The sequence below is a fragment of the Providencia sp. PROV116 genome (assembly GCF_028482485.1).
GTDB classification, from domain to species: domain Bacteria; phylum Pseudomonadota; class Gammaproteobacteria; order Enterobacterales; family Enterobacteriaceae; genus Providencia; species Providencia rettgeri.
On sequence record NZ_JAMPQO010000009.1, the window covers coordinates 1 to 23,465 of the forward strand.

12 protein-coding genes are annotated in these 23,465 nt (G+C 38.2%); 7 read left to right on the plus strand and 5 right to left on the minus strand.

The window, feature by feature from the left end:
• The first annotated feature begins 450 nt into the window (after positions 1 to 450).
• From pyrG to PSE72_RS06890, 3 genes are all read left to right on the plus strand, one after another.
• Positions 451 to 2,088 (plus strand): glutamine hydrolyzing CTP synthase, encoded by a 1,638-nt coding sequence (gene pyrG, locus PSE72_RS06880; RefSeq protein ID WP_004913671.1) that lies wholly within the window; start codon positions 451 to 453, stop codon positions 2,086 to 2,088.
• A 65-nt stretch (positions 2,089 to 2,153) separates the two neighbouring features.
• The gene (eno, locus tag PSE72_RS06885; RefSeq protein WP_004260453.1) at positions 2,154 to 3,455 is read left to right on the plus strand and encodes a phosphopyruvate hydratase; all 1,302 of its coding nucleotides are present in this window, start codon (positions 2,154 to 2,156) and stop codon (positions 3,453 to 3,455) included.
• 488 nt (positions 3,456 to 3,943) lie between these two features.
• Positions 3,944 to 5,329 carry a DASS family sodium-coupled anion symporter gene (locus tag PSE72_RS06890; protein WP_004913667.1) on the plus strand — a complete coding sequence of 462 codons (1,386 nt, stop codon included), beginning with the start codon at positions 3,944 to 3,946 and terminating at the stop codon, positions 5,327 to 5,329.
• Between the two features lie 116 nt (positions 5,330 to 5,445).
• Here the strand turns inward: PSE72_RS06890 and PSE72_RS06895 are convergent, their stop codons facing one another.
• The gene (locus tag PSE72_RS06895) at positions 5,446 to 6,375 is read right to left on the minus strand and encodes a two-partner secretion domain-containing protein (protein ID WP_232800839.1); all 930 of its coding nucleotides are present in this window, start codon (positions 6,373 to 6,375) and stop codon (positions 5,446 to 5,448) included.
• 966 nt (positions 6,376 to 7,341) lie between these two features.
• Between PSE72_RS06895 and PSE72_RS06900 the strand changes: the two genes are divergently transcribed.
• Entirely contained in the window at positions 7,342 to 13,533 is a 6,192-nt protein-coding gene (locus PSE72_RS06900; protein ID WP_115166797.1) for a TcdA/TcdB pore-forming domain-containing protein, read from the plus strand.
• A 108-nt stretch (positions 13,534 to 13,641) separates the two neighbouring features.
• On the opposite strand, the gene PSE72_RS06905 is transcribed toward PSE72_RS06900, so the two are convergent.
• Both PSE72_RS06905 and PSE72_RS06910 read right to left on the minus strand, forming a co-directional pair.
• Entirely contained in the window at positions 13,642 to 16,800 is a 3,159-nt protein-coding gene (locus PSE72_RS06905) for an efflux RND transporter permease subunit (protein WP_004913657.1), read from the minus strand.
• Positions 16,801 to 16,815: 15 nt separating this feature from the next.
• Complete coding sequence (locus tag PSE72_RS06910) at positions 16,816 to 18,003, minus strand: efflux RND transporter periplasmic adaptor subunit (protein WP_004913654.1); 1,188 nt, start codon at positions 18,001 to 18,003, stop codon at positions 16,816 to 16,818.
• Positions 18,004 to 18,137: 134 nt separating this feature from the next.
• Here PSE72_RS06910 and acrR point away from each other — a divergent pair, with 134 nt between their 5' ends.
• The 3 genes from acrR (at position 18,138) to mscK (ending at position 22,638) form a co-directional block, all read left to right on the plus strand.
• Positions 18,138 to 18,788, plus strand: coding sequence for a multidrug efflux transporter transcriptional repressor AcrR (acrR, locus tag PSE72_RS06915; RefSeq protein ID WP_272690934.1), 651 nt, complete (start codon positions 18,138 to 18,140; stop codon positions 18,786 to 18,788).
• Between the two features lie 12 nt (positions 18,789 to 18,800).
• Positions 18,801 to 19,154, plus strand: coding sequence for a DsrE/DsrF/TusD sulfur relay family protein (locus PSE72_RS06920; RefSeq protein ID WP_004913652.1), 354 nt, complete (start codon positions 18,801 to 18,803; stop codon positions 19,152 to 19,154).
• A gap of 106 nt (positions 19,155 to 19,260) precedes the next feature.
• The gene (gene mscK, locus PSE72_RS06925) at positions 19,261 to 22,638 is read left to right on the plus strand and encodes a mechanosensitive channel MscK (protein WP_115166798.1); all 3,378 of its coding nucleotides are present in this window, start codon (positions 19,261 to 19,263) and stop codon (positions 22,636 to 22,638) included.
• Between the two features lie 5 nt (positions 22,639 to 22,643).
• Here the strand turns inward: mscK and rsmS are convergent, their stop codons facing one another.
• A complete protein-coding gene (rsmS, locus tag PSE72_RS06930; RefSeq protein ID WP_004913648.1) occupies positions 22,644 to 22,820 on the minus strand; it encodes a pleiotropic regulatory protein RsmS in 177 nt (58 codons plus the stop codon).
• Between the two features lie 18 nt (positions 22,821 to 22,838).
• Positions 22,839 to 23,387 carry a primosomal replication protein PriC gene (gene priC / locus PSE72_RS06935; RefSeq protein WP_115166799.1) on the minus strand — a complete coding sequence of 183 codons (549 nt, stop codon included), beginning with the start codon at positions 23,385 to 23,387 and terminating at the stop codon, positions 22,839 to 22,841.
• Positions 23,388 to 23,465: the final 78 nt, after the last annotated feature.

Consider the following 23,465-nt stretch of genomic DNA (forward strand, 5'->3'; position numbering starts at 1 on the left):
TGCGGACCTTGTCTGCAATTGTTTAAACCATTAGTTGTTTTAAAATCTGGCGGTTGTTGGTTTGTTCTAAAAGCACTTCATTCAATAGCACCAAACAAAGCTTCAAAAATAATGGGTGACGTGAAATATTGAGGTGTTAAATAGCGACAAGTAGAGTAAATAGTTATTCAAAATCAAAGTTAGTGCAGAATCGCATTTTTTATACCACACAATGAGCTGAAAGGATTTAGCTTTTGCATTTGAACTGTGTTAATCTATGAAAATAGACAAAGATGACTAATTTTGAAGCGATAAATAATTTTCGCTTTTAACTTGCTGATAATATTAGAGTATTGATGAAATTTAGCCTTATTATGCTTAGAACATTTGTAGCGAAATTAAGGTTCGGGTATACTGTTTTCCCGTCCTGTTATATCCATCATCTTTTAAACCTAAACTTTCAGGTTCAGCATGAAAACTAATTATATTTTTGTGACCGGCGGGGTCGTATCCTCTCTGGGTAAAGGCATTGCCGCAGCCTCTTTGGCGGCTATACTCGAAGCCCGTGGACTCAATGTGACTATTATGAAACTGGATCCCTACATCAACGTAGATCCAGGCACAATGAGCCCAACCCAACACGGGGAAGTTTTCGTTACAGAAGACGGCGCTGAAACTGACTTAGATTTGGGTCATTATGAGCGCTTCATCCGTACTAAAATGACTCGTCGTAATAACTTTACGACTGGGCGTGTTTACTCTGAAGTTCTGCGCAAAGAGCGCCGTGGCGACTACTTAGGCGCTACAATTCAAGTTATCCCTCATATCACTAATGAAATTAAAGACCGCATCATCCGTGGTGGCGAAGGCCATGACGTTGTTTTGGTTGAAGTTGGTGGTACAGTGGGTGATATTGAATCATTGCCATTCCTTGAAGCGATTCGTCAAATGGCTGCAGAAGTCGGCCGTGAGCGTACTTTATATTTGCACTTAACATTAGTGCCTTACCTTGCAGCAGCTGGTGAAGTGAAAACTAAGCCAACTCAACATTCTGTGAAAGAATTGCTGTCAATTGGTATCCAGCCAGACGTGTTAATCTGTCGCTCAGACAGAGTGATCCCAGCAAATGAACGTGCAAAGATCGCATTGTTCTGTAATGTGCCAGAGAAAGCGGTTATTTCTCTCAAAGACGTTGATTCAATTTATAAAATTCCAGCCTTGTTAAAATCACAAGGTTTGGATGAGTACATTTGTAACCGTTTCCGCATTGATGCGCCAGAAGCTAATTTATCTGAGTGGGAACAAGTTATTTACGAAGAAGCTAATCCTGCTGGTGAAGTCACCATTGGAATGGTTGGTAAATATGTTGAGTTACCAGATGCGTATAAATCTGTAATTGAAGCATTAAAACACGGTGGATTGAAAAACCGTTTAACTGTGAATATCAAATTGATTGATTCACAAGACATCGAAACGCGTGGTGTTGAGTTACTAAAAGATTTAGATGCTATTTTAGTGCCAGGCGGTTTTGGTGAGCGTGGTATTGAAGGTAAAATTCTGACTGCTCAATATGCACGTGAAAACAAGATCCCTTACTTAGGGATTTGTTTGGGTATGCAAGTTGCATTGATTGAATTTGCACGTAATGTGGCCAATATGGCAGATGCAAATTCAACAGAATTTAAAGCGGATTGTAAATTCCCAGTTGTTGCGCTGATTACAGAATGGCGTGACGAAGAGGGTAACCTTGAAGTGCGTTCAGAAGAGAGCGACCTTGGTGGAACAATGCGTGTTGGTAGTCAACCATGCCACCTAGTGAATGGTAGCCTTGTACGTGAGATGTATGGTTCAGAAACCATTATTGAACGTCACCGCCACCGTTATGAAGTGAACAACTTACTGCTGAAACGCATAGAAGATGCGGGCCTGAAAATTGCAGGTCGTTCAGTAGATAACAAGCTGGTGGAAATTATTGAAAACCCAAATCATCCATGGTTTGTGGCTTGTCAGTTCCACCCAGAGTTCACCTCTACACCAAGAGATGGTCATCCGTTGTTTGCAGGTTTTGTTAAAGCCGCTGGTAAGTACCAGAAAGGTGAGTTGAAATAAGATATGGGGAAGTCGGCGCAGGTGCACCAACTTCCCAAAATTTAACTTGTACTGAGGAAAACCTAATGTCCAAAATTGTTAAAGTGATCGGTCGTGAAATCATTGACTCTCGTGGTAACCCAACTGTAGAAGCTGAAGTTCATTTAGAAGGTGGCTTTGTTGGTTTAGCTGCAGCACCATCAGGTGCGTCAACAGGTTCTCGTGAAGCTCTGGAACTGCGTGACGGTGATAAAGCACGTTTTCTGGGTAAAGGTGTTCTGAAAGCAGTTGCTGCTGTTAATGGTCCAATCGCAGAAGCGCTGATCGGTAAAGATGCTAAAGACCAAGCTAACATCGATAAAATCATGATTGATCTCGATGGCACTGAGAACAAATCTAAATTTGGTGCAAACGCAATTCTGGCTGTATCTTTAGCAAATGCAAAAGCAGCTGCGGCAGCGAAAGGTATGCCTCTGTATGAGCACATTTCTGACCTGAATGGTACTCACGGTCAATACTCTATGCCTCTGCCTATGATGAACATCATCAATGGTGGTGAGCACGCAGATAACAACGTTGATATCCAAGAATTCATGATCCAGCCTGTTGGCGCACCAACGCTGAAAGAAGCTGTTCGTATGGGTTCTGAAATTTTCCATCACTTAGCAAAAGTACTGAAATCTAAAGGTATGAACACTGCTGTAGGTGATGAAGGTGGTTATGCGCCTAACTTAGAGTCAAACGCAGCGGCATTAGCAGCAATTAAAGAAGCGGTTGAGCAAGCAGGTTATGTGTTAGGTAAAGACGTAACACTGGCAATGGACTGTGCAGCATCTGAGTTCTATAACGCAGAAACAGGCAATTATGAGCTGAAAGGCGAAGGCAAAACCTTCACTTCACAAGAGTTCACTCACTATTTAGAAGAACTGACTAAACAGTACCCAATCGTGTCTATCGAAGATGGTCTGAATGAGTCTGACTGGGATGGTTTCGCATACCAAACTAAAGTTCTTGGTGACAAAATCCAACTGGTTGGTGACGACCTGTTTGTAACGAACACTAAGATCTTGAAAGAAGGTATTGATAAAGGCATTGCTAACTCTATCCTGATCAAATTCAACCAAATTGGTTCTTTAACTGAAACTTTGGCTGCAATTAAAATGGCGAAAGATGCAGGCTATACAGCTGTTATCTCTCACCGTTCAGGCGAAACTGAAGATGCAACTATCGCAGATTTAGCAGTCGGTACAGCTGCAGGCCAAATCAAAACGGGTTCAATGAGCCGTTCTGACCGTGTTGCTAAATATAACCAACTGATTCGTATTGAAGAAGCATTAGGTAAAAATGCACCATTCAATGGCTTAAAAGAAGTTAAAGGCCAAGCGTAATTTTAGTTCGTTAACCAATTTATACGAAAGGAAGCCGATGGCTTCCTTTTTTTTTCGACTGAAACCTTTGCTGAGGAAGCCATTTTTACTATATATTCCCAGTAATTTATGATTATCTCTAATGTATCATAATAAATTTGATTGGATTTTTAGTAAGCTTAATGATTGGTCAGCCTTTTATTGACTCACTTTATATTTAATAATCAATTTAAAATCAATCAATTAGATAGTTGATTGATATACGTCTCTTTAGAAATAATATGCTAATTTATAGTGGCTATTTTAGTATTTAATTCTTCGATTTTTACGAGTAAATGGGTAGGTTTTTTGGAGTTTACATGAAAAACGATGAAATTATACGGTGTAGATCGCACTTTTAGTTCCTCCACATTTTAATTTCATACAATTAACTTTATATTCCAGCTCTTGCAAAAAAATATTAACAATAATACTCGAAAATAATTTGCTTCCGAGCTAATGGAGTTTACATGGACGCTTCCGAATCCCTACAACCAGCGGTCAGCCCGACCCCATCCAATAAACGGGGTTGGATCATTTTAGCGGTTGATATTGTTCTTCTGATCTTACTTTTAAAATATTTGCCTTTTGATGACAAGGCAAATGCAGGCCTTGCAATGATGGTTTTCATTGGTGTGCTTTGGCTAACTGAAGCTATCCATGTCACTATTACTGCACTTTGTATTCCTATCTTAGCGGTTGGGCTTGGATTAATGAATACTGGGGAAGCGCTTAAATCATTCGCAAACCCAATTATTTTCTTATTCTTCGGTGGCTTTGCTTTAGCGACGGCTTTGCATATTCAAGGCTTAGACCGTCTAATTGCTAACCGCTTACTAATGGCTGCACGTGGTCGTTTATCAGTCGCAGTATTACTGTTGTTTGGTGTTACCGCGCTATTATCAATGTGGATTAGTAACACAGCAACTGCTGCAATGATGTTACCACTTGTATTAGGTATTTTATCTAACCTCGATGTACGTCATGAACGTAATACGTTTGTGTTTGTTTTATTAGGTGTTGCTTATAGTGCCAGTATTGGTGGTCTAGGAACTATTGTGGGTAGCCCACCAAACGCAATTGCGGCTGCTGCATTAGGTTTAGATTTCTTATCGTGGATGAAATACGGCATTCCAATCATGGTAGTTTTACTACCGATGATGTTTGTATTGATGTACATGATGTTACGCCCAAATCTGAAACACCGCTTTGAAATTGAATTAGAGCATGTTAAATGGAATGGCAAACGTATTACAGCAATGGGGATTTTCCTGTTTGCAGTAGTTTGCTGGATCACCAGTACGTTTATTAGTGAAGCACTTGGTGGTGTGAAGGATCTCGACACCATTATTGCTATGATTGCTGCAATTTTGATTGGTATAACAGGGGTTGCTAGTTGGTCACAAATCCAAAAAAATACCGAGTGGGGCGTATTGATGCTGTTCGGTGGGGGGTTGACTCTCAGTGCAATTCTAAGTTCTTCAGGTGCCAGTAAAATTATGGCTGACTGGATGCAAATGACATTTGGGACAAGTCATTGGTTTGTTATTATCTTAGCGGTAACAACCTTTATTATCATCCTGACTGAATTTACGAGTAATACTGCAAGTGCCGCCCTGTTAGTTCCTATTTTTGCTACTGTTGCTGAAGCATTAGGTATGCCAGTTATTGTATTAACTATGATTATTGGTATTGGTGCCTCTTGTGCGTTTATGTTGCCTGTTGCGACTCCGCCAAATGCGATTGTATTCGGTTCTGGTTATATCAGGCAAATTGAAATGGTACGGGTCGGTGCAGTTCTGAACGTAGCATGTATTATTGTTATCTCTCTATTTGCTTGGTTCTTTTGGCTATAAAGCAAACAAGAAAAATCACTAAATTGATTTTAGCTAAAAGTATAAAGTGAGAGAAACACATTTTATCTCACTTTCCCAACGACCTACGGGCTCATTAAAAATGAGCCCGTTTTTCATTACTGTGCGACAAGCACTTGCTGATTTTTCCCTATTTGTATTTTACCTGTGCCGTGCATTACAAAATCACTGTCGCCACGTAATGAAAAATTCATTGTTTGTATCAAACCTTTGATATCAATTGTATTTTGAGGGCAAAAAAAACTGTCTTTACATTGATATTGATGACTTTCAAATGAAATAAGCCGGCCTAATAGCTTGGTATTTTCTCCCAGTTCTAGGTGGCTGCCTTGGCTATAAGGTGTATCCGTTTTAAATTTAGAGCCTGAGTGAATGACTGCTTCTCGTGGGGAAATTGAAGCACTTCCGGATGTACTCAGATAGTTTTGAACCGCAGCCGTAATATTTAGTGCATTTTGTAGTTTTATTCGATCGGCGAACACATTCAGTTTAGAAAGCTGTAACGGACTGGCATGCTGTTGGCTGATGTTGATTTGGCTTGCGGGGCTAACTGAGAATTTCAATTGACTGTATTCATCTAGTGCTTTTGCTTCAAGCTGCTTCGTTTCTTTATTTTTAACATATTGTTTTTCTAACTTACCTGCAATTAAAGATAAGCTATTAATATTACTTATGGAGCCATCAGCCCATGAGATCCCATTGGGATTAGCAATAATTAGGTTCGCGGCTTGTCCTTTAATACCGAGGACACCTTTAATTTTACTTTCTTCTGTTCCTGTCACTTCAGCCAATATTAGTTTTGCAGCTTTGTTTGCAAGCTGATTATTATCATTAATATCATTATTAAAAATGAGACCATGATCATTAGAAGATAAACTCTCAAAAGAGTTAAATGAAATATGATTTTTTAGAGGAGCTTCGATATTAATTAATTTTGCTTTAGATACATCGGCTTGAGAAAAGGAAGAAAAACTCAAACATGATAAAAAAGAGTTTGTTAGAAAGATAAATTGCATTTTTTTATTCATTACGTTTCCTTGTAATAATAACCCTAATAGGTGTAATTAAATATAATCTATTTTATTTTTCATTAGTATATTAAAATTTAACATGGATGCTATAAAAATAATTATTTTAAATTTTAATGATGAAAAATTAAAATCAACAACGATTAGTTGGGTAAGTGTAACAAATAGAGTTGCAAGTGTAGATATTAAATCATTTAAGTCACATTCCTACAATTTATAATAAAGTTGATGTTCAATTCGTTTTACTAGGATATAACGGCAATCATCAGGTAAAAAATCGCTCGTTTATATCGATATACCCAAGTACTCATCTAAAGCAAAATTTTTATTTACACGTACACTTTCTGATAGTTTTGTGATCGTTACTGAACTAAATGAAACAACTTATCGGGTCTATTATGATGGGAGAATTAATAGTTCGATTCCTTTTGATAATGTAGTGATGGCGTAGATTACAAAGATTACCAAATAAAAAATGCTAGTCTAATGACCGGTATCAGACTGATACCGAACATATTATGTTTGGTAGTAAATCTAATAGGCTATTGAGAATAAACTAGAAATATCACTAAATTGATTTTCCCCTATCTGTATTTTATCTGTGCTACATATATACAAAATAACCGTCGCCACGTAATGAAAAATTCATTGTTTGTACCAGCACCTTGATATCAATGGTATTTTGAAGCTAAAGAAAACTGTCTTGACACTGATATTGATAGCTCTCAAATGAAATGAACCGGCCTAATAGCTTGGTATTTTCCCCCAGTTCTATCGGCTAAGATATTAAGTTTAGAAAGTTGTATTCTTATTGCTTATATAATCCCTGTAAAAGATAATGATAGCTATTATATTTATTTTATTATTTGTTTAATGATTGTTAATGGAATTATTTTTTATAAAATGTAATTCTTGATATGTGGAGATGCTCTTGTATAACATAGATAAATAAAAGGATTTAATTATATGTTTAATAATAGTTGTTTATTAAAAAATTCCATTTATAAAATGGATGAAATTAAAAAAGATAATAATTTTCTAATTATTAATACAGAATCATTATTAATAATTCGCCAAATAAAACAAATTTTACTGAGAACAGTGCAAGAGATGGGCTATGATACAGTTAACTCTAATTTAGTTGCACAAGTACTGCGTGATAGTCGTTTAAAATCTGGATTATTTGGCAGTATGCCACTTAAAAATAGTCCAGCAAGTCCTGATGTTAAGAACTTTCTTGCAGACACATTATCGTTTACCCGCTTGCATGCGATTAGTGGGGATAGCATGACAACAATGGGTAAAATACCACCTTATGGACGTGCACACTTAGTTAAAATTGGTCCGAATAGTTATGCGGTTGAATATAGATATGAGCCTTCAAGCATCTCGCCTTCATTAGCATTCCATACTTATTTTTTAGGTTATAACGGGGCTAATCAGTCCAGTATAACGCCTGCTTATGTTGATATACCTATTCAGGCTGCGGAGGATAGTTTTTTATTCACGGGCTCTTTAACAGGGTGCTCCGTTATTGTTACTAAGCTGAATGAAACAACCTATCGTGTTTATCATGATGGCCGTGTGAATAGTTCTATATTGTATGATAACGTTGTAATGGCATTTGATTATATGGACTACCAAGTTCCAGGCTCAGATGAAGGCCTTGCGATGGCGTATATGTATTTTAAGGATGGCCATTGGCGGTTATTATTACAAAAGCAAGAATATGAATTGATCAATGGAACACCTATTCCTAAGCTACGTAACAACGAAAGTTCTATGATAGGTTATTATGTTGATAATCAATTTTCCGAGAAACAATTAGAAAAATTCAATCGATATCGCCATGCATCACAAAATAAATTAAAAGAAATAGCAAAAGAATTTGGTATAAATACGGACCAGGTTTCAGATGGTGAATATATTGATGGGGGGTTTTCGCTGGAGAACTCAGCAATAAAATCATGGGTTGATTTAAATGGCAAGGTTAAAAAGAAAATTTATGATAAAATCAATCAATTAATTAAAAAAATTGATAAATTTAAAGTTGAATTAAGCAATCTAAAGAGTAAGTCAATACGAAGTAATGACGAAAATATAAGGATCGATAATTTAATATCAATTCTGGAAATGGAAAAAACTATTAAAGATTACTATTCTCAAAAATATTTATCGATATTAACTGAGTCATTATCTGTAGAAAAAAGCAGGTTATGGCTACAAATAAAAAATAAGACTGGAATTGACTCTGTTGTTCAAGTCGTAAATGAAGAACTTGGTAACGGTGTTACGAATATAGCACTAAATAAAGAATATAAATTGGCGGTGATGCGAGATCGTAATATTGCTAATGATAAATTTAATGAAGGTTATGATAACTATAATAAAACTGATATTCGAGGCTTTAATCAAGAAATGACTTCATCAGAGATGATGGCTCTATATTTAAATCCTGAATTGAGCGTGACAGAACGTGGCGCATTGTATAGGCATATTCAAAATACGATAGATAACGAAGGTCGTCATCAAATTTTAGAAAATACGAGGGAAATAAATGAATTATTTAAGAGAGAGGGCAGTATAAATTCTAGGCTATCCCCCCAAGATTTTTATTTACCTTTAATGGGAGATATGTCAGATGGTCGCTGTTATCCGCTTGTTAGAGCTATGGCTGTTGCATTAGAGGAGAATGGGCCAAATGGTAGTAATGTACTACTCGACAAACTCTTTTTAGCTGCCGCATCACCAACAGATAACAGCTCAATTCTATTAAAAAAATCATTAATAAGGCTTCACTCAAATATTGAAGCGGTACAGTCTTCGAGTTCTCAAGGTAACCTAGATTTAAATGCTATTGAGGCTAGATTAACTGAGGGGAATGCAACGAAAATGTATGCCTTAAATAGCCAGAAGCATGCGATGATGTTGGGGAAAATTGTATATGAAGATAGTGTAACCTATTATTTTTACGATCCTAATTTCGGTATATTCATGTTTGAAAGTAGTCATAAACTTTTTTCAGCTCTAAATAAGTTTATGATAAATAAAAAAATGGCTAAATTATATGTTGCTTTAGGCTCTGATTCGAAACCTATTTTTGAATTAATTTCTATTGATGTTGACGGGATGAGAAATGTGGCAGTGGGCGGGGGATTAGTCGTATCAGATTTATCCAATACAGATGATTTGAATCTTGTTGCTGAAAGGCGTAAAAATACGATTAAATTTATTGAAAATCAAATACAAATCACTAAAGAGTTAAATATAAAAGCATCGTTAACAATTTTGACCGCTGAACGATGGGGGGACAAAATTGAGAGAGTATTTAATGAGATATCTGAACAGTATCAATTAGATGAAACATGGTTACCTAATTTTTCTAGTATAGAAATGACTGAGGAGGGAAAATACCGTATTCAATTTATTAATAAAGACATCGCATTTCGAGAGCGCTGGATTGAAACAACAGATAGTACTTTGATGGAATTTAAAGAGTACTTTAATGAAAATATAAATACATTTGAACAAAGCTACGAATTTCACCATTCTGAATTACGGCGCCGAGGTGGCATAGGTAATGCGGAACATGTTGATGGAATGAACATGGGAATGGCCGTTCACGCATTAATTCAGTGGGCTGCGAATAAAAATAGACAAAACATAAGCAGTGGCATGTCATCAAATTTAGCGGAAGCATTAAAAATTCATGCTTATGTCACTTATAGTATGATGGCGCATGGTGCAGTAAATGATGTGACAAAGGTTGTAAAGTTAGTTAAAACGCTTTGGTGTGAGGAGGCGGGAATTACCCACTCTGCGATGAAGACTTTTTCATCATCATTTGCCCGGGTAGCTAATGAAGGGATCGGTACTGTTTTTCAAGGCGCAATGGTTGGGTTTGATATTTATGAATTAACACATGCAGAAAATGATCCACAAAAGGCTGTATTTGGAACTCAGCTGGCATTCGATTCAGCAAGTTTACTATTAAGTGGTGCAACAATTGGTGCAGGTATTGTCGGAGCTACAGAGGCAGCTGCTGTATTTGGTGGTGTGGGTGTGATTGTTGGTGGCCTCGGAATTGGAATTGTGGGACTAGCACGTGCATATGCTGAAATTGGCGAGCATGCGAAAGAAGTTGGGGTCTACTTCCAACATTTAGATGATGCGTATAGTGGGAATGGATTTGATTATCAAATAGATAATAAAAGTGGTAAACGGATCTTAGTTCCACGTCCTTTGGCTGTATTTGATCGTATTGACTTACGCTCAAAAAAAATTAACTTTGATAGCCAGTATCTCTACCGTACACAGCCCCATCGCAGTGGAAATGGTAGTGGGCGCAAAGATTTTATTGCTTGGGCAGCGTATCTTCCCTATTCGGTGGTTGATAAAAAACAAGCCATTAATATTCGAGAAGGACTTGGTTATCAGAGCAAGCATGACATTCCATTTCAAGAGACAGATACCGTTATTTTACCAGGGGTGCCAAAGTCATATATTAATTATTCTTTTAATCTATTTCCAGGTGCATTGACTCGTTATGATTATGGTTTTAATGTTTTGCGGAGATTAGAAGAAACAGATAAATTTGATTATGATTTTTATTCTTTTCCTGGTGAGTATATTATAACTAGAATTTATCATGAATATGTCAGTACCAAAACAAATATTATTTTACCCATAAATAAAGCACATATTGCCGTGCCTAAAATATCCAGTGAATGGTATGGGAAACTATCTTATAACCTTAGCGGAGCGGGTGGTGAATATATTATTAGTATTAACCATGGTGTTAATATTAAATTAATAAATGATTCAAATTTTAAGCATAATTCAAAATGGGTTATTGATACAAGTTTGATTGATGGCGGTGATCCTACAGTAGAAGTTAATGATGGTTATCTAAGAATTGGCAGTTTAAATATAAATATTGATCCAAGTGCCTTATCTGATCAAGTTATTTTAGTTAATTCAGAGCATGAAGTTCGTGAGGTAGATTTTAAAAATAAACTCATTCAAGTTATCAGAGAGGATGGTCGACAGTGGAGTAATAAAGGCCAGTCAATTGAACAGCACCTAAATGAATTGGCTGATAAACACCAATTGCACGGTAACTTTATTGTAGTTGATGATTATATATATGGTAAGAAAAATGTTGGGAGAGCTTTTTATGAGGTCGCAACAAAAAGAATGCTTTTTACTAATTCAATAAATAAAATCTATCATTCGCCTACACTCGGAACTATTGATGCAGAGTATGCCTATTTCTTTTCTCAGGAAGAAAATATTATTTGGCGGAGCAATATTAATAATGGTGGTCAACTCGATAATAATTATTATTTAGCTGATGAGAAATCATCACCGTTTAAAGTACATAAGCTATGGAGGGAGCATGAAAATATTTATTTTAGTTTAACTCATCATGATAATAATGACGAAATTTTCACTAAATATAAAATAGATGGAAAAAAATCTGAACTCGTTAATATTTTTAATAGTAGTAAGCTGTTAGAATATTTAGCGAATTCACCAACAAAAATAAATAGTTCGGGATACCATATTTTAAAAATGTATTATAATGTACCTAATGATCGTTACAGTCAAAATCTTAGCGAAGTAGAATCTGATAAGTTAGATTTTTCTACGTTAAATCTTGCAAAGATAGTAACTATTGATGGTAAAGATGAAAATGGTATCAATCGTCGTTATTGGCTACGTCGTGACACAAATACTTTAATTAAGGTTAACCTTGGTGTAAATAAATATACAAAGGTTGTTGAAAACCCTGCTGATTTAATACTTGTTGGTAGTTTAATTGACTACAGTGAAACGGAAGTGTTTTTTTTCTATAGTAAAGAAAAAGATAGATTATATCGTCAAGAAGGCTTGGGGCAAGATGTATTTGATATCAACAATCCAACAACAAAGGTTATCACACAAGAAATATACGGACACTCAATCCCGATTACACAAATAAACACTGTTTTTAATTGGAATGGAAATATTATTGTTATAAGAAAGTCAGGAAAGATACAGCAAGTTAATGCGGATGGTAGTATAGATATAGTCGCATTTAATGAGCATTGGTTAAAAACATTAGATTCATCTAATTGGTTATCAAAGCTTGACGACAACTATAATGGAACAAAACAGGCAATTGCTTTATTGGGATTAAGGCGCTCAGATGAGAGTATCATTCCTGCATGGTACTTTGATCGCAAATTTATTATTGCTCACTCTTTGTTATCAGAACATGAGCTACAATTTTTAGGATTTGATTCAGATAATCAAAACGGGTTTATATTTGATAGAAATACCGGTAAATTATATAGTCAGCAAGTTGTTAATATTGATACTATGCGACATTCATTCGGTGTTATTAATACCTATATGAGTTCAAATAATAATATAGCTGATAGCATTAGAATATACCCAGAGTTAGTATTTAAAAATATTAAGAAAATTGATAATGGCCTCATGATGCTAACGGATAAGAACGAAATACTTTATCAGCCTGAAAATGGAACAAAAGAATCGAACAAGATAGGTGCTTCATTTGTAATTAAAGGAACGCATGAGGCAGATATCATTAATCCATCTAAAATAGCTCATGTTGATACATTAATATTAAGTGGTGGAGAAGGGGGGGATACATATGAATTTAGTGTAGATGCTTGGAAAGCTTATCGTGCCATTATTATTGATAATAACGCAAAAGATAATGCTGTAGATGATATTATTATACCGTCAGTTGACAATTGGAGAAAGATGTTCATTAACCGGCAAGGTAATGATCTCATTATTACAGATATCCATAATGACACATCGTTAATATTACGTGAAGTCTATGGTTCAAAATCTAAGTCTTATCGCCACTTGATGATTAAAATAGCGCAGGAGCATGATGATATAGTACTCGATAATCTAGTTAACAAGCTAAAGGAAAATTACGGATTAATGTATTTATCGACATATTTTAATGAAAGAGCAAAACGACAGTCAGACTCTACCGATATTATAGATTTATTAACGGATAGAATAAATTTTATGCGTCACATAGAACAATTAAATGTAGATATTATGCTAGACGGAAAAAATGAACGAACTGAACTTATACCAATTGGCTTATCAAGCCAAATTAATTTGGCTTGATTTTTTATTTTTGTCCACTGGGATGATGTATTAGAGCGCATTATAGGAATCAGCATTTAGATAAAAAAAGAGCCACAATTAGTGGCTCTTTTTGTCATTCATCAGCGTTTATTGAGCTGTTGGTGGGTGACTGTGTTCCACGTCCTCTGATTTCTTCGAGAAACGGCGACGGATCACCACGAAGAATACAGGAACGAAGAAGATAGCCAGCGAGGTTGCTGCGAACATGCCTCCAAGAACACCAGTACCTACTGAGTTCTGGGATGCAGAACCTGCACCATTACTAAATACCAGTGGGATAACACCTAACATAAATGCTAGAGATGTCATCAGAATTGGTCGTAAACGCATTTTAACTGCATTCAGTGTTGCTTCGACTAACCCTTTTCCTTCTTTTTCCATCAAGTCTTTGGCGAATTCAACAATCAATATTGCGTTTTTCGCCGATAGCCCAATGGTGGTTAAGAGGCCCACTTTAAAGTAAACGTCATTGTCTAAACCGCGAACACTGGTGAACAATAACGCACCAATAATACCTAATGGAACCACTAACATAACTGAGAATGGAACAGACCAGCTTTCATATAGAGCAGCCAGACACAGGAATACCACTATCAAAGAAATCGCATACAGTGCAGGGGCTTGGTTACCTGCTAAACGTTCTTGATAAGACATACCCGTCCACTCGTAACCAATTCCTTCAGGCAGGTTTTCAGTGGTGAGTTTTTCCATTAACAGCATCGCATCACCCGTACTTTGTCCCGGAGCTGCTTGGCCTTGAATATTCATCGCAGGGACACCGTTATAACGTTCTAAACGTGGTGAACCATACTTCCAAGGATCTTTGGATTCGTCCATAAATGCAGAGAACGGAACCATTTTACCTTGGTTATTACGAACATACAGGTTACTGATGTCAGAAGGTAACATACGGCTTTCTGCGTCACCTTGTACGTAAACTTTCTTCACACGACCACGGTCGATAAAGTCATTCACGTAGCTTCCACCAAACATAGAACTCAATGTTGCGTTGATATCACTGATAGCGACACCTTGAGCCTGTGCTTTTTGTTGGTCAATATAAATACGGTATTGCGAGGTATCATCCTGACCATTTGGGCGAACACCTTGAAGCATTTCTGGGTGCTGAGCCGCCAATCCTAGCAACTGGTTACGGGCTTGCATCAGTTTATCATGCCCCAAGTTACCTTTATCAACTAACTCAAAGTCAAACCCGTCTGCGGTACCTAACTCAACAATTGCGGGTAGGTTAAAGGCGTAAATCAATGCCTCTTGTTTTTTTGACAGTGCGATATTCGCACGCTGTACAATCGCATCAACGTGGTTTTCATCGCCTTTACGTTCGCTCCAATTTTTCAGAACGACGAAAGCGAGACCCATATTTTGGCCTTGACCTGCGAAGCTAAAGCCCCCAACGGTAAAGACCGATTCAACGTTTTTAGCTTCTTCGGTATGGTAGTAGTTATTCACTTCATCCAGTACCGCTTGGGTTTGTTCTTGCGTTGATCCCGGTGGTAATTGGATCATTGACAAGAATACCCCCTGGTCTTCCGCCGGTAAGAAGGAAGACGGTAAGCGAACGAACATGAACGCCATACCAACCACTAACAGCAGGTAAATGACGAGATAACGACCAGTACCGTTAAGCATACGGCTTACACTGTCGGTGTAGTGGTGTGCTTGTTTTTCAAATGTACGGTTAAACCACCCAAAGAACCCTTTCTGGCTACCATGGCTGCCTTTTTCAATTGGCTTCAACATGGTGGCGCACAGTGCTGGCGTTAAGATCATCGCAACCAGTACTGATAAGATCATGGAGGATACAATGGTAATTGAGAACTGACGGTAAATTGCCCCTGTAGAACCCCCAAAGAAGGCCATAGGGATGAATACCGCAGACAGCACCATTGCAATACCGACTAACGCACCTTGGATTTGACCCATTGATTTTTTGGTCGCTTCTTTTGGTGATAAGCCTTCTTCTTGCATAACACGCTCAACGTTCTCAACAACAACGATGGCGTCATCGACGAGAAGCCCGATGGCGAGTACCATCGCGAACATGGTCAACGTGTTTATGGAATAACCAAATGCCGACAAGATAGCAAAAGTACCTAACAATACGACAGGTACTGCAATCGTTGGTATCAGTGTTGCACGGATGTTTTGTAGGAACAAATACATTACAACAACAACCAGCATGATTGCTTCTACTAACGTTTTAACCACTTCGTTAATTGAAATTTTAACGAATGGGGTTGTATCGTATGGATAAACAATCTCTAACCCTTGAGGGAAGAAAGGTTTCATTTCCTCAAGCGCGGCACGAACGTTATTAGACGTATCTAATGCGTTCGCTCCCGTTGCCAGTTTAATACCGATACCTGCTGCTGGCTTACCATTAAAGCGGGCAATCGTACTATAGTTTTCAGCACCTAATTGGACCTCAGCAACATCCTTAATACGTACTTGTGAACCATCTTGGTTTACACGTAATAAAATATTGCTAAATTCTTCAGGGCTATTTAATCGTGTCTGCGCAATGATAGAAACGTTTAAACGCTGATTTGCTACAGATGGTGAACCACCGAGTTGTCCTGCTGCGACTTGGTTATTTTGAACCTTGATCGCATTAATGACATCTGTGGTGGTCATGTTGTACTTAACAAGTTGCTCTGGTTTTAGCCAAATACGCATTGCATATTGGGTACCGAACAGTTGAGTTTCACCTACACCGTTAACTCGGCTAAGTGGGTCTTTAATATTTGACCCTACATAGTCGGCAATATCATATTGCCCCATTGAGCCATCGTTAGAAACGAAACCCGCAACCATTAAGAATGAACTAGTTGATTTATCGACACTAATACCTTGTTGCTGAACTTCTTGTGGCAACAATGGCATCGCCAGTTGCAATTTGTTTTGCACTTGTACTTGCGCGATATCACCATCAGTTCCTGCTTCAAATGTCAGCGTAATGCTAGCAGAACCTGATGAATCACTGCTCGATGACATATATACCAAGTTATCGATACCGTTCATGTTCTGTTCGATAACCTGCGTTACTGTATTTTGTACCGTCTCAGCATCCGCTCCCGGATAGTTAGCTGAAATAGAAACAGCCGGTGGCGCGATGGTCGGGTACTGCGAAACAGGTAACTGGATAATTGCCAACAGACCAGCAAGCATGGTGATAATAGCAATTACCCACGCAAAAATTGGTCTTTCTATAAAAAACTTAGGCATTAATCAGCCGCTCCCTTATTTAGACTTTTCTTCAGGTTTTGCCTGATTGTCTATGGATTGCGTTTCTAAGTTTGCTTCCTTAGGATTCACAACAATTCCTGGTTTGATTTTTTGTAAGCCGATGACAATGACACGATCACCTGCTTTTAGACCTTCAGTTACCAGCCATTTGTTGCCAACTGCTTGTCCTGCTTTAACTTTTCTGACTTCAACTTTATTCTCAGCGTCAACAACCATGACTTGAGAAGTTCCTTGAGCCGTACGAGATAAACCTTGTTGCGGAACTAGAATCGCATTATCAATAACACCATCTTCTAATACAGCACGAACAAACATACCTGGAAGTAATTCTTTGTTCGGGTTAGGGAACATGGCTCTCATCGTGATAGACCCTGTTGTTTCATCAACAGTGACATCAGAGAATTCCAGAACACCTTTTTGTGCGTATTCTTGACCGTTGTTGTTGATCAAGCTGACAGGTGCTTTTCCTGATTCCCGCTGTACAGCGCCTTTCGCTATCTCATTTTTGAGGCGTAAGAAATCGTCACTTGATTGTGTTACGTCAACATAGATAGGATCAAGTTGCTGAACACGCATTAATTCAGTGGTTTGCCCTGTTGATACTAAAGCCCCTTCAGTCACATTCGATTTGCCAGTACGGCCGCTAATCGGTGCAGTCACTTTGGTATAATTCAGGTTGATACGTGCAGTTTCAACCGCCGCTTCAGCCGCTTTGACGGCAGCGAGTGCTTGCGCATAGGTTGACGTTGCTTGGTCGTATTCCTGACGACTAATGTAATTAGTCCCTAACAATGGTTTATAACGCTTCACCGTTAATGCAGCCAGATTCGCATTAGCTTGTGCTTTTGCTAGCTCCGCTTTTGCGCTGTCATAGGTTGCTTGGAATGGTGCCGGGTCAATTTGGTATAAAGATGTCCCTGCTTCTACGTCGCTACCTTCTTTATAGTTGCGCTTCAATATGATGCCACTAACCTGAGGACGAACCTCGGCAACACGAAATGCGGATGTTCGGCCTGGTAACTCGGTTTTGAGCGTCAGAGGTTCGGCTTTAAGCGTAACAATTCCTACTTCAGGCGCCGGGCGTTCTCCGCCACCTTGTTGTTCATCGTTACAACCGGATAGAGCCAAGCCACCTGAAAGAACTAACAGAGCCAGAGGTAACACCCCTCTGTTTTTTCGCATAAGTTAACCTCAATTAATCAATATGAGTTCAAAACAAAAATAAGAAAAATGGTAAACAATATGATTTATCACTGTGCTATAGTACAAACATACACGAATGTATGTAAATCAGCTTTCGATAGAAACGGGTCACAATGGCACGAAAAACTAAACAACAGGCTGAAGAAACCCGTCAGGAAATATTAGATGCTGCCATCAAAACATTCTCTGAACGAGGAGTTTCTGCCACATCATTAGCCGATATTGCAAAAGCAGCGGGGGTTACCCGAGGTGCAATATATTGGCATTTCAAAAACAAAGTTGATCTCTTTTATCAAGCTTGTGAATTTGGTGATAACCAAATAGTACAAGCTGAAGAATATTATCGTTCTAAATATACCAACGATCCACTTTCAATACTAAGAGAATTATTAGTTTATGTTTTGACTGATTTTATTGAAAGCCCTAAAAACCGCGCTTTGATGGAAATTTTCTTTTTGAAGTGCGAATTAGTTGGCGAAATGGTAGAGTTAGTTGATTTTAAACGCGCTAATTACGTCGCAAGCCAATGCCGAATTGTGGATAACTTGACCGCCTGTATTGATGCGGGGCAGCTTCCAGCAGACCTTGATGTGGAGTGTGCCGCGATTATGATCCGTTCATTAATGTCTGGTTTGTTAGAAAACTGGCTACTCCAATCAGAAAATTTTAATATTAATCAACATACAATTACATTGGTTGATACACTATTAGAAACACTAAAATGTAATACCGCGATCCGGTTAAAACCCATTCAAACTGAATAAGTGGAGTCCGACATGACCTCTATCTTGATTATTGCCAATGGAGCACCTTACGGCAGTGAAACATTGTTCAACTCATTGCGATTAGCGATAACGTTAAAAGAGCAAGAGCCACAACTAGATCTGAAAATTTTCCTGATGTCAGATGCCGTGACAGCAGGTTTAGCGGCTCAAAAGCCTAAAGAAGGCTACAACCTTCAACAAATGTTAGAGATTTTAACAGCACAAAATGTTCCCGTTAAATTATGTAAAACTTGTACAGATGCCCGTGGTGTGAGTGAATTAACCCTTGCTGATGGTGTTGAAGTAGGTACATTGGTCGAGCTTGCAAGCTGGACATTAACGGCTGATAAAGTATTAACTTTCTAATATTCTACGTAAAATGTGTTTGGTTAGGTAAAATTAGGTGCTGATAGGCTGTTATCGGCACTTTGTTTAATTAAGCAACGTATTATTCGTATAAAGGAATGCCATTATGATGAAACAACAATGGAAGTGGCAGCAGTTAGTATTAATCATACTGTTCTTTTTCATCGCATCTTTTTCCAGCTCAATTACGGCATTAACGTCAAATAGCTTACCCAGCAAGAATGAAATAAAAAGTGCACTCAATGCATTGAATAAAAAAAGCTCACTCAGTGAGGAAGATAAACTTGTTCTCGCCGATCTGGAAAAAACCTCAGATTTTTATGACGAACTGGATAAACTCGAACAACGAACGGCTGATCTGCAAAAAAAACTCAGTAGCGCGAGTGAAGAATCAAAACAAGCTGCACAAGGTTTGTTGCAAATAAAAAATGAAAATGAACAACTCACCGAAAATTTCCTACGAAAAATACAAGATAGCTCTCTTTCACAATTAGAAGCATTACAAACCTCCTACTTAGAAAATCTGCAAACAGAACAAAATGACCTCGCAACCTATAGTAGCCAATTAATTGGCTTACAAACGCAGCCTGAAAGGGCACAAGCGATGATGTTGGAAAATGCGAGGCGATTGCAGGAAATTCGTAATGAACTAAATAGTTCATTAAATGAATCTGTGAATTTAAGGCCGACTCAAATCACAATGCTGCAAGTTGAACAGTATTTATTACAGCAGCAAAATGAATATCAAAAACGTATCCTACAGACGAATACTCAATTACAAGATGTACTGCAAAAACAGCGTGATTATACTGCAGCATATATTGAACAATTGGAACATCATATTCAGCAAGTACAAAATGCTATTAGTCATCGCCGCCTAAATGACTCCCAATCAACAGTGCGTGAAGCATTAAGTACTTCTGAAACCGATATCAACGCTCAACAAAATCCCCTTATTCAAAAAGAAATTGCGATTAATAATGCGCTGAGCGACCGGTTAATTGCAGTGACAGAAAATAGCAATAAATTGGTTCAAAATGGTATCCGTGTAAAAACCTGGCTTGAAAGAGCGACACAGTCAGAACGAAATCTAAAAGAACAAATTAATGTATTACGCGGTAGCTTATTGCTTTCACGAATTTTGTTTCAACAACAAATTGACTTACCACCTGATATTCTAACGAAAAATTTACCCACAACGATCGCCGATTTGCGGCTTGAACAATTTGATGTTAACCAACAACGTGATGAACTTTACCAACCTAATGATTATATTACGAAGTTGGAACAGCAATTTGAGATAAAAGCTGGGGATGAGCTTACCAATAGCACATTATTATCAACGGAAGATAAATCCACGTTATTGAAACTATTGGAAGTTCGTCGTGGGTTATTAGATGAACTTAACCAGCAGCTTGGCGGGCAAATTTCGCAAGCAATCAACCTACAACTGGATCAAAACCAATTATTGAGTGTAGTGGGGTCGCTTGAAAATACCTTGGCACAGCAAATATTTTGGGTGAATAGTAATAAACCGATTGATTTGGAATGGGTGAAAGCTTTTCCTGAAGCCGCAGCGACACAAATTAATAGCTTTGATTTTAGTTTATCAAACCGCAGCATTAAACGGGGCGTGAGTAATTCACTGTTAGTGGTTATTCCACTTGTTTTGGTCGCGCTATTGTTTATTTGGTTTAATCGTAAAATTAATAACCGATTGCAAGATATTGACCAACGGCTTTCAAGTTTGCGCAATGATAGCGTACTAAGTACGCCATTTGCGATTCTACTGACATTAATGCAAACATTGCCTATTTCACTGTTTTTACTCGCATTTGGTTACTGGTTTTTGAAAACAGGGAATGTACAAGGCCCATTTTTCTGGCAGTTCAGCCAACAGTTAGCGATATTTTGGGCGTTATTTGAGCTGACGTTTCGTGTGTTGAAACCCCAAGGTATTGCACAAAAACATTTTGGTATTGAAAAAGAGAAAATATCTCAAACACGACGTAGAATGATTAGGCTATCGATTCCTCTGGTGCCACTTATTTTCTTTTCCACTTATGGCGTTAGCAACCCACTGAAAGTGTCTGAGGACGTGATTGGCCAATTAATTGTACTAGTTTCTCTTATACTGTTGTGTATTTTTACAATCCCATTTTGTAAACAGGTTTGGCAAGAGAAAGGTAGTCACTTAACGCGCAGTATTGTCATGACATTACTGACATTTTCGCCATTAATTTTAGTGGGCTTAATGATGGCGGGGTATTACTACACCACATTGCGTTTGGCCAATCGTTGGTTAGATAGCCTCTATCTTTTACTCCTGTGGTATATCACTTACAATGCTTGCTTAAGGGGACTAACACTGGTGGCTCGTAAGTTGGCATATCAACGTGCCATAGAACGTCGTGCGATGTTGAAGCAAGAAGATGTTGAAAACGAACCCATTAAAGAGCCACCCATGACCATCGAGTTGATTAGCCAGCAATCGCTACGCCTGACAACGATGGTGTTGTTTATTATCTTTGCGTTAGCGTTTTATGCAATTTGGTCTGACTTCATCACCATTTTCTCTTTCTTAGATAGCGTGAACTTGTGGAGCTACACCGCCACATCGGCAGAAGGGGGAAATATTTTACAATTCGTAACCTTAGCGAATTTAATATTGGCTCTTGTGATCATCATTGTGTCTTGGGTGATGACGCGAAATCTCCCTGGGCTACTGGAAGTATTGGTGTTATCACGGTTAAAACTCCGTCAGGGTTCTACTTATGCTATTACGACAATATTAACTTATATTATCGTGGGGATTGGCGCGATTGCCTCGTTAGGGATGATTGGCGTGACATGGAACAAATTGCAATGGTTAGCCGCTGCTTTAACCGTCGGGTTAGGGTTTGGCTTACAGGAAATTTTTGCCAACTTTGTATCAGGGATCATTTTACTATTTGAACGTCCGATCCGTATAGGGGACACAGTGACTATTGGGACTTATTCAGGAACGGTAAGTAAAATTCGCATCCGGGCAACCACTATTGTCGATTTTGATCGTAAAGAAGTGATCATTCCGAATAAAGCTTTTGTGACTGAGCGGTTGATCAACTGGTCGTTATCAGATACCGTCACGCGCATCACGATTGCTATCGGCGTGGCTTATGGTTCTGATCTGGATAAAGTGAAGCGGGTTTTATTATCGGCAGCAACCAGCAATAACAAGGTGATGACCGAACCCGCTCCCAATGTTTATTTCACCAGTTTTGGCGCCAGTACGTTAGACCATGAATTACGTTTTTATGTGCGGCAAATTGGCGATCGTGGCGTGACAAGTGATGAAGTGAACCGCGCGATAGACAAGTTATGTCGAGAAAATGACATTGATATTGCATTCAACCAGTTAGAGGTTCATTTGCATAATAATAAAGGTGATGAAGTGCAAGAAGTGAAGCGAACACCTAAAGATAGTGATGGTGAAACGCACTAGGCCCGTTAAGTTTCTTTGGTGCAGGTAGCTTGTGCTGCTTGCACTTGTTTTGACATATAATCATTTTTCACAATTTCAAGTGCTTTGAGAACCACATCGGTGTCTATCTCAGAGGTTTCTAATAAGTAGATTAAATCAACAGCAAGTTGGATTTCTTGTGGAGCATCTTTGAGTGAACTCATACTGATTCCTTCCAATATTTAATCAAAATATTGATTTTCTTGATGTTCAATGGCTTTCTCAATACGCAAAAGTGCTTGGCGGCAACGGTACAAACGCCCTGCAAGTACAGCGAGTTCTTTTTGGCACTGGTGTTGAAGACGGTGGTCAGTTAGCTCACTTAAATGAAGCTCTTTTTCACTCACCATCGCTTGTAAGCGTCGTTCATAGTCTTGGTGTTGTGATAAACGTTCATATAAATCAATCTGTTCCTTTTTCTTAGTAAAACTGGATTCTTTCTCACGTAAAGCTTGTGTAGAAATCTCCCGAGAAATGGCTTGTATTTGGTGGACTATTTTCTCCGTTAGGAAATTGACTTGCTCGCTGTGGTTTAATTTTACGCTGTGGCACAATTGCTGATACAAGGTCTGTAATTCATTTTGGCAATCCCCTAGACGGGTGGATTTGCGGCTAAACAATTGCATGTCGAAGCGTGAATGTGAAAACTCAAGGTCTTTTATGGGGTCCACTCGAGTTTTCAATTCATCAATCTGCTTTTTTAACGCATCTAAAAGAGCGGGGATTTTCATTTTTTGTTCTCATTAAGTGTCAAAAATAGCGGAATATTGATATTCAGCAACAAAACTGATGCCAAATTGACGGCTTCT

Coding starts and splice junctions, on each gene's coding strand:
- pyrG (WP_004913671.1), top strand. CDS start 451: ATGAAAACTAATTATATTTTTGTGACCGGCGGGGTCGTATCCTCTCTG.
- eno (WP_004260453.1), top strand. CDS start 2,154: ATGTCCAAAATTGTTAAAGTGATCGGTCGTGAAATCATTGACTCTCGT.
- PSE72_RS06890 (WP_004913667.1), top strand. CDS start 3,944: ATGGACGCTTCCGAATCCCTACAACCAGCGGTCAGCCCGACCCCATCC.
- PSE72_RS06895 (WP_232800839.1), bottom strand. CDS start 6,375: ATGAATAAAAAAATGCAATTTATCTTTCTAACAAACTCTTTTTTATCA.
- PSE72_RS06900 (WP_115166797.1), top strand. CDS start 7,342: ATGTTTAATAATAGTTGTTTATTAAAAAATTCCATTTATAAAATGGAT.
- PSE72_RS06905 (WP_004913657.1), bottom strand. CDS start 16,800: ATGCCTAAGTTTTTTATAGAAAGACCAATTTTTGCGTGGGTAATTGCT.
- PSE72_RS06910 (WP_004913654.1), bottom strand. CDS start 18,003: ATGCGAAAAAACAGAGGGGTGTTACCTCTGGCTCTGTTAGTTCTTTCA.
- acrR (WP_272690934.1), top strand. CDS start 18,138: ATGGCACGAAAAACTAAACAACAGGCTGAAGAAACCCGTCAGGAAATA.
- PSE72_RS06920 (WP_004913652.1), top strand. CDS start 18,801: ATGACCTCTATCTTGATTATTGCCAATGGAGCACCTTACGGCAGTGAA.
- mscK (WP_115166798.1), top strand. CDS start 19,261: ATGATGAAACAACAATGGAAGTGGCAGCAGTTAGTATTAATCATACTG.
- rsmS (WP_004913648.1), bottom strand. CDS start 22,820: ATGAGTTCACTCAAAGATGCTCCACAAGAAATCCAACTTGCTGTTGAT.
- priC (WP_115166799.1), bottom strand. CDS start 23,387: ATGAAAATCCCCGCTCTTTTAGATGCGTTAAAAAAGCAGATTGATGAA.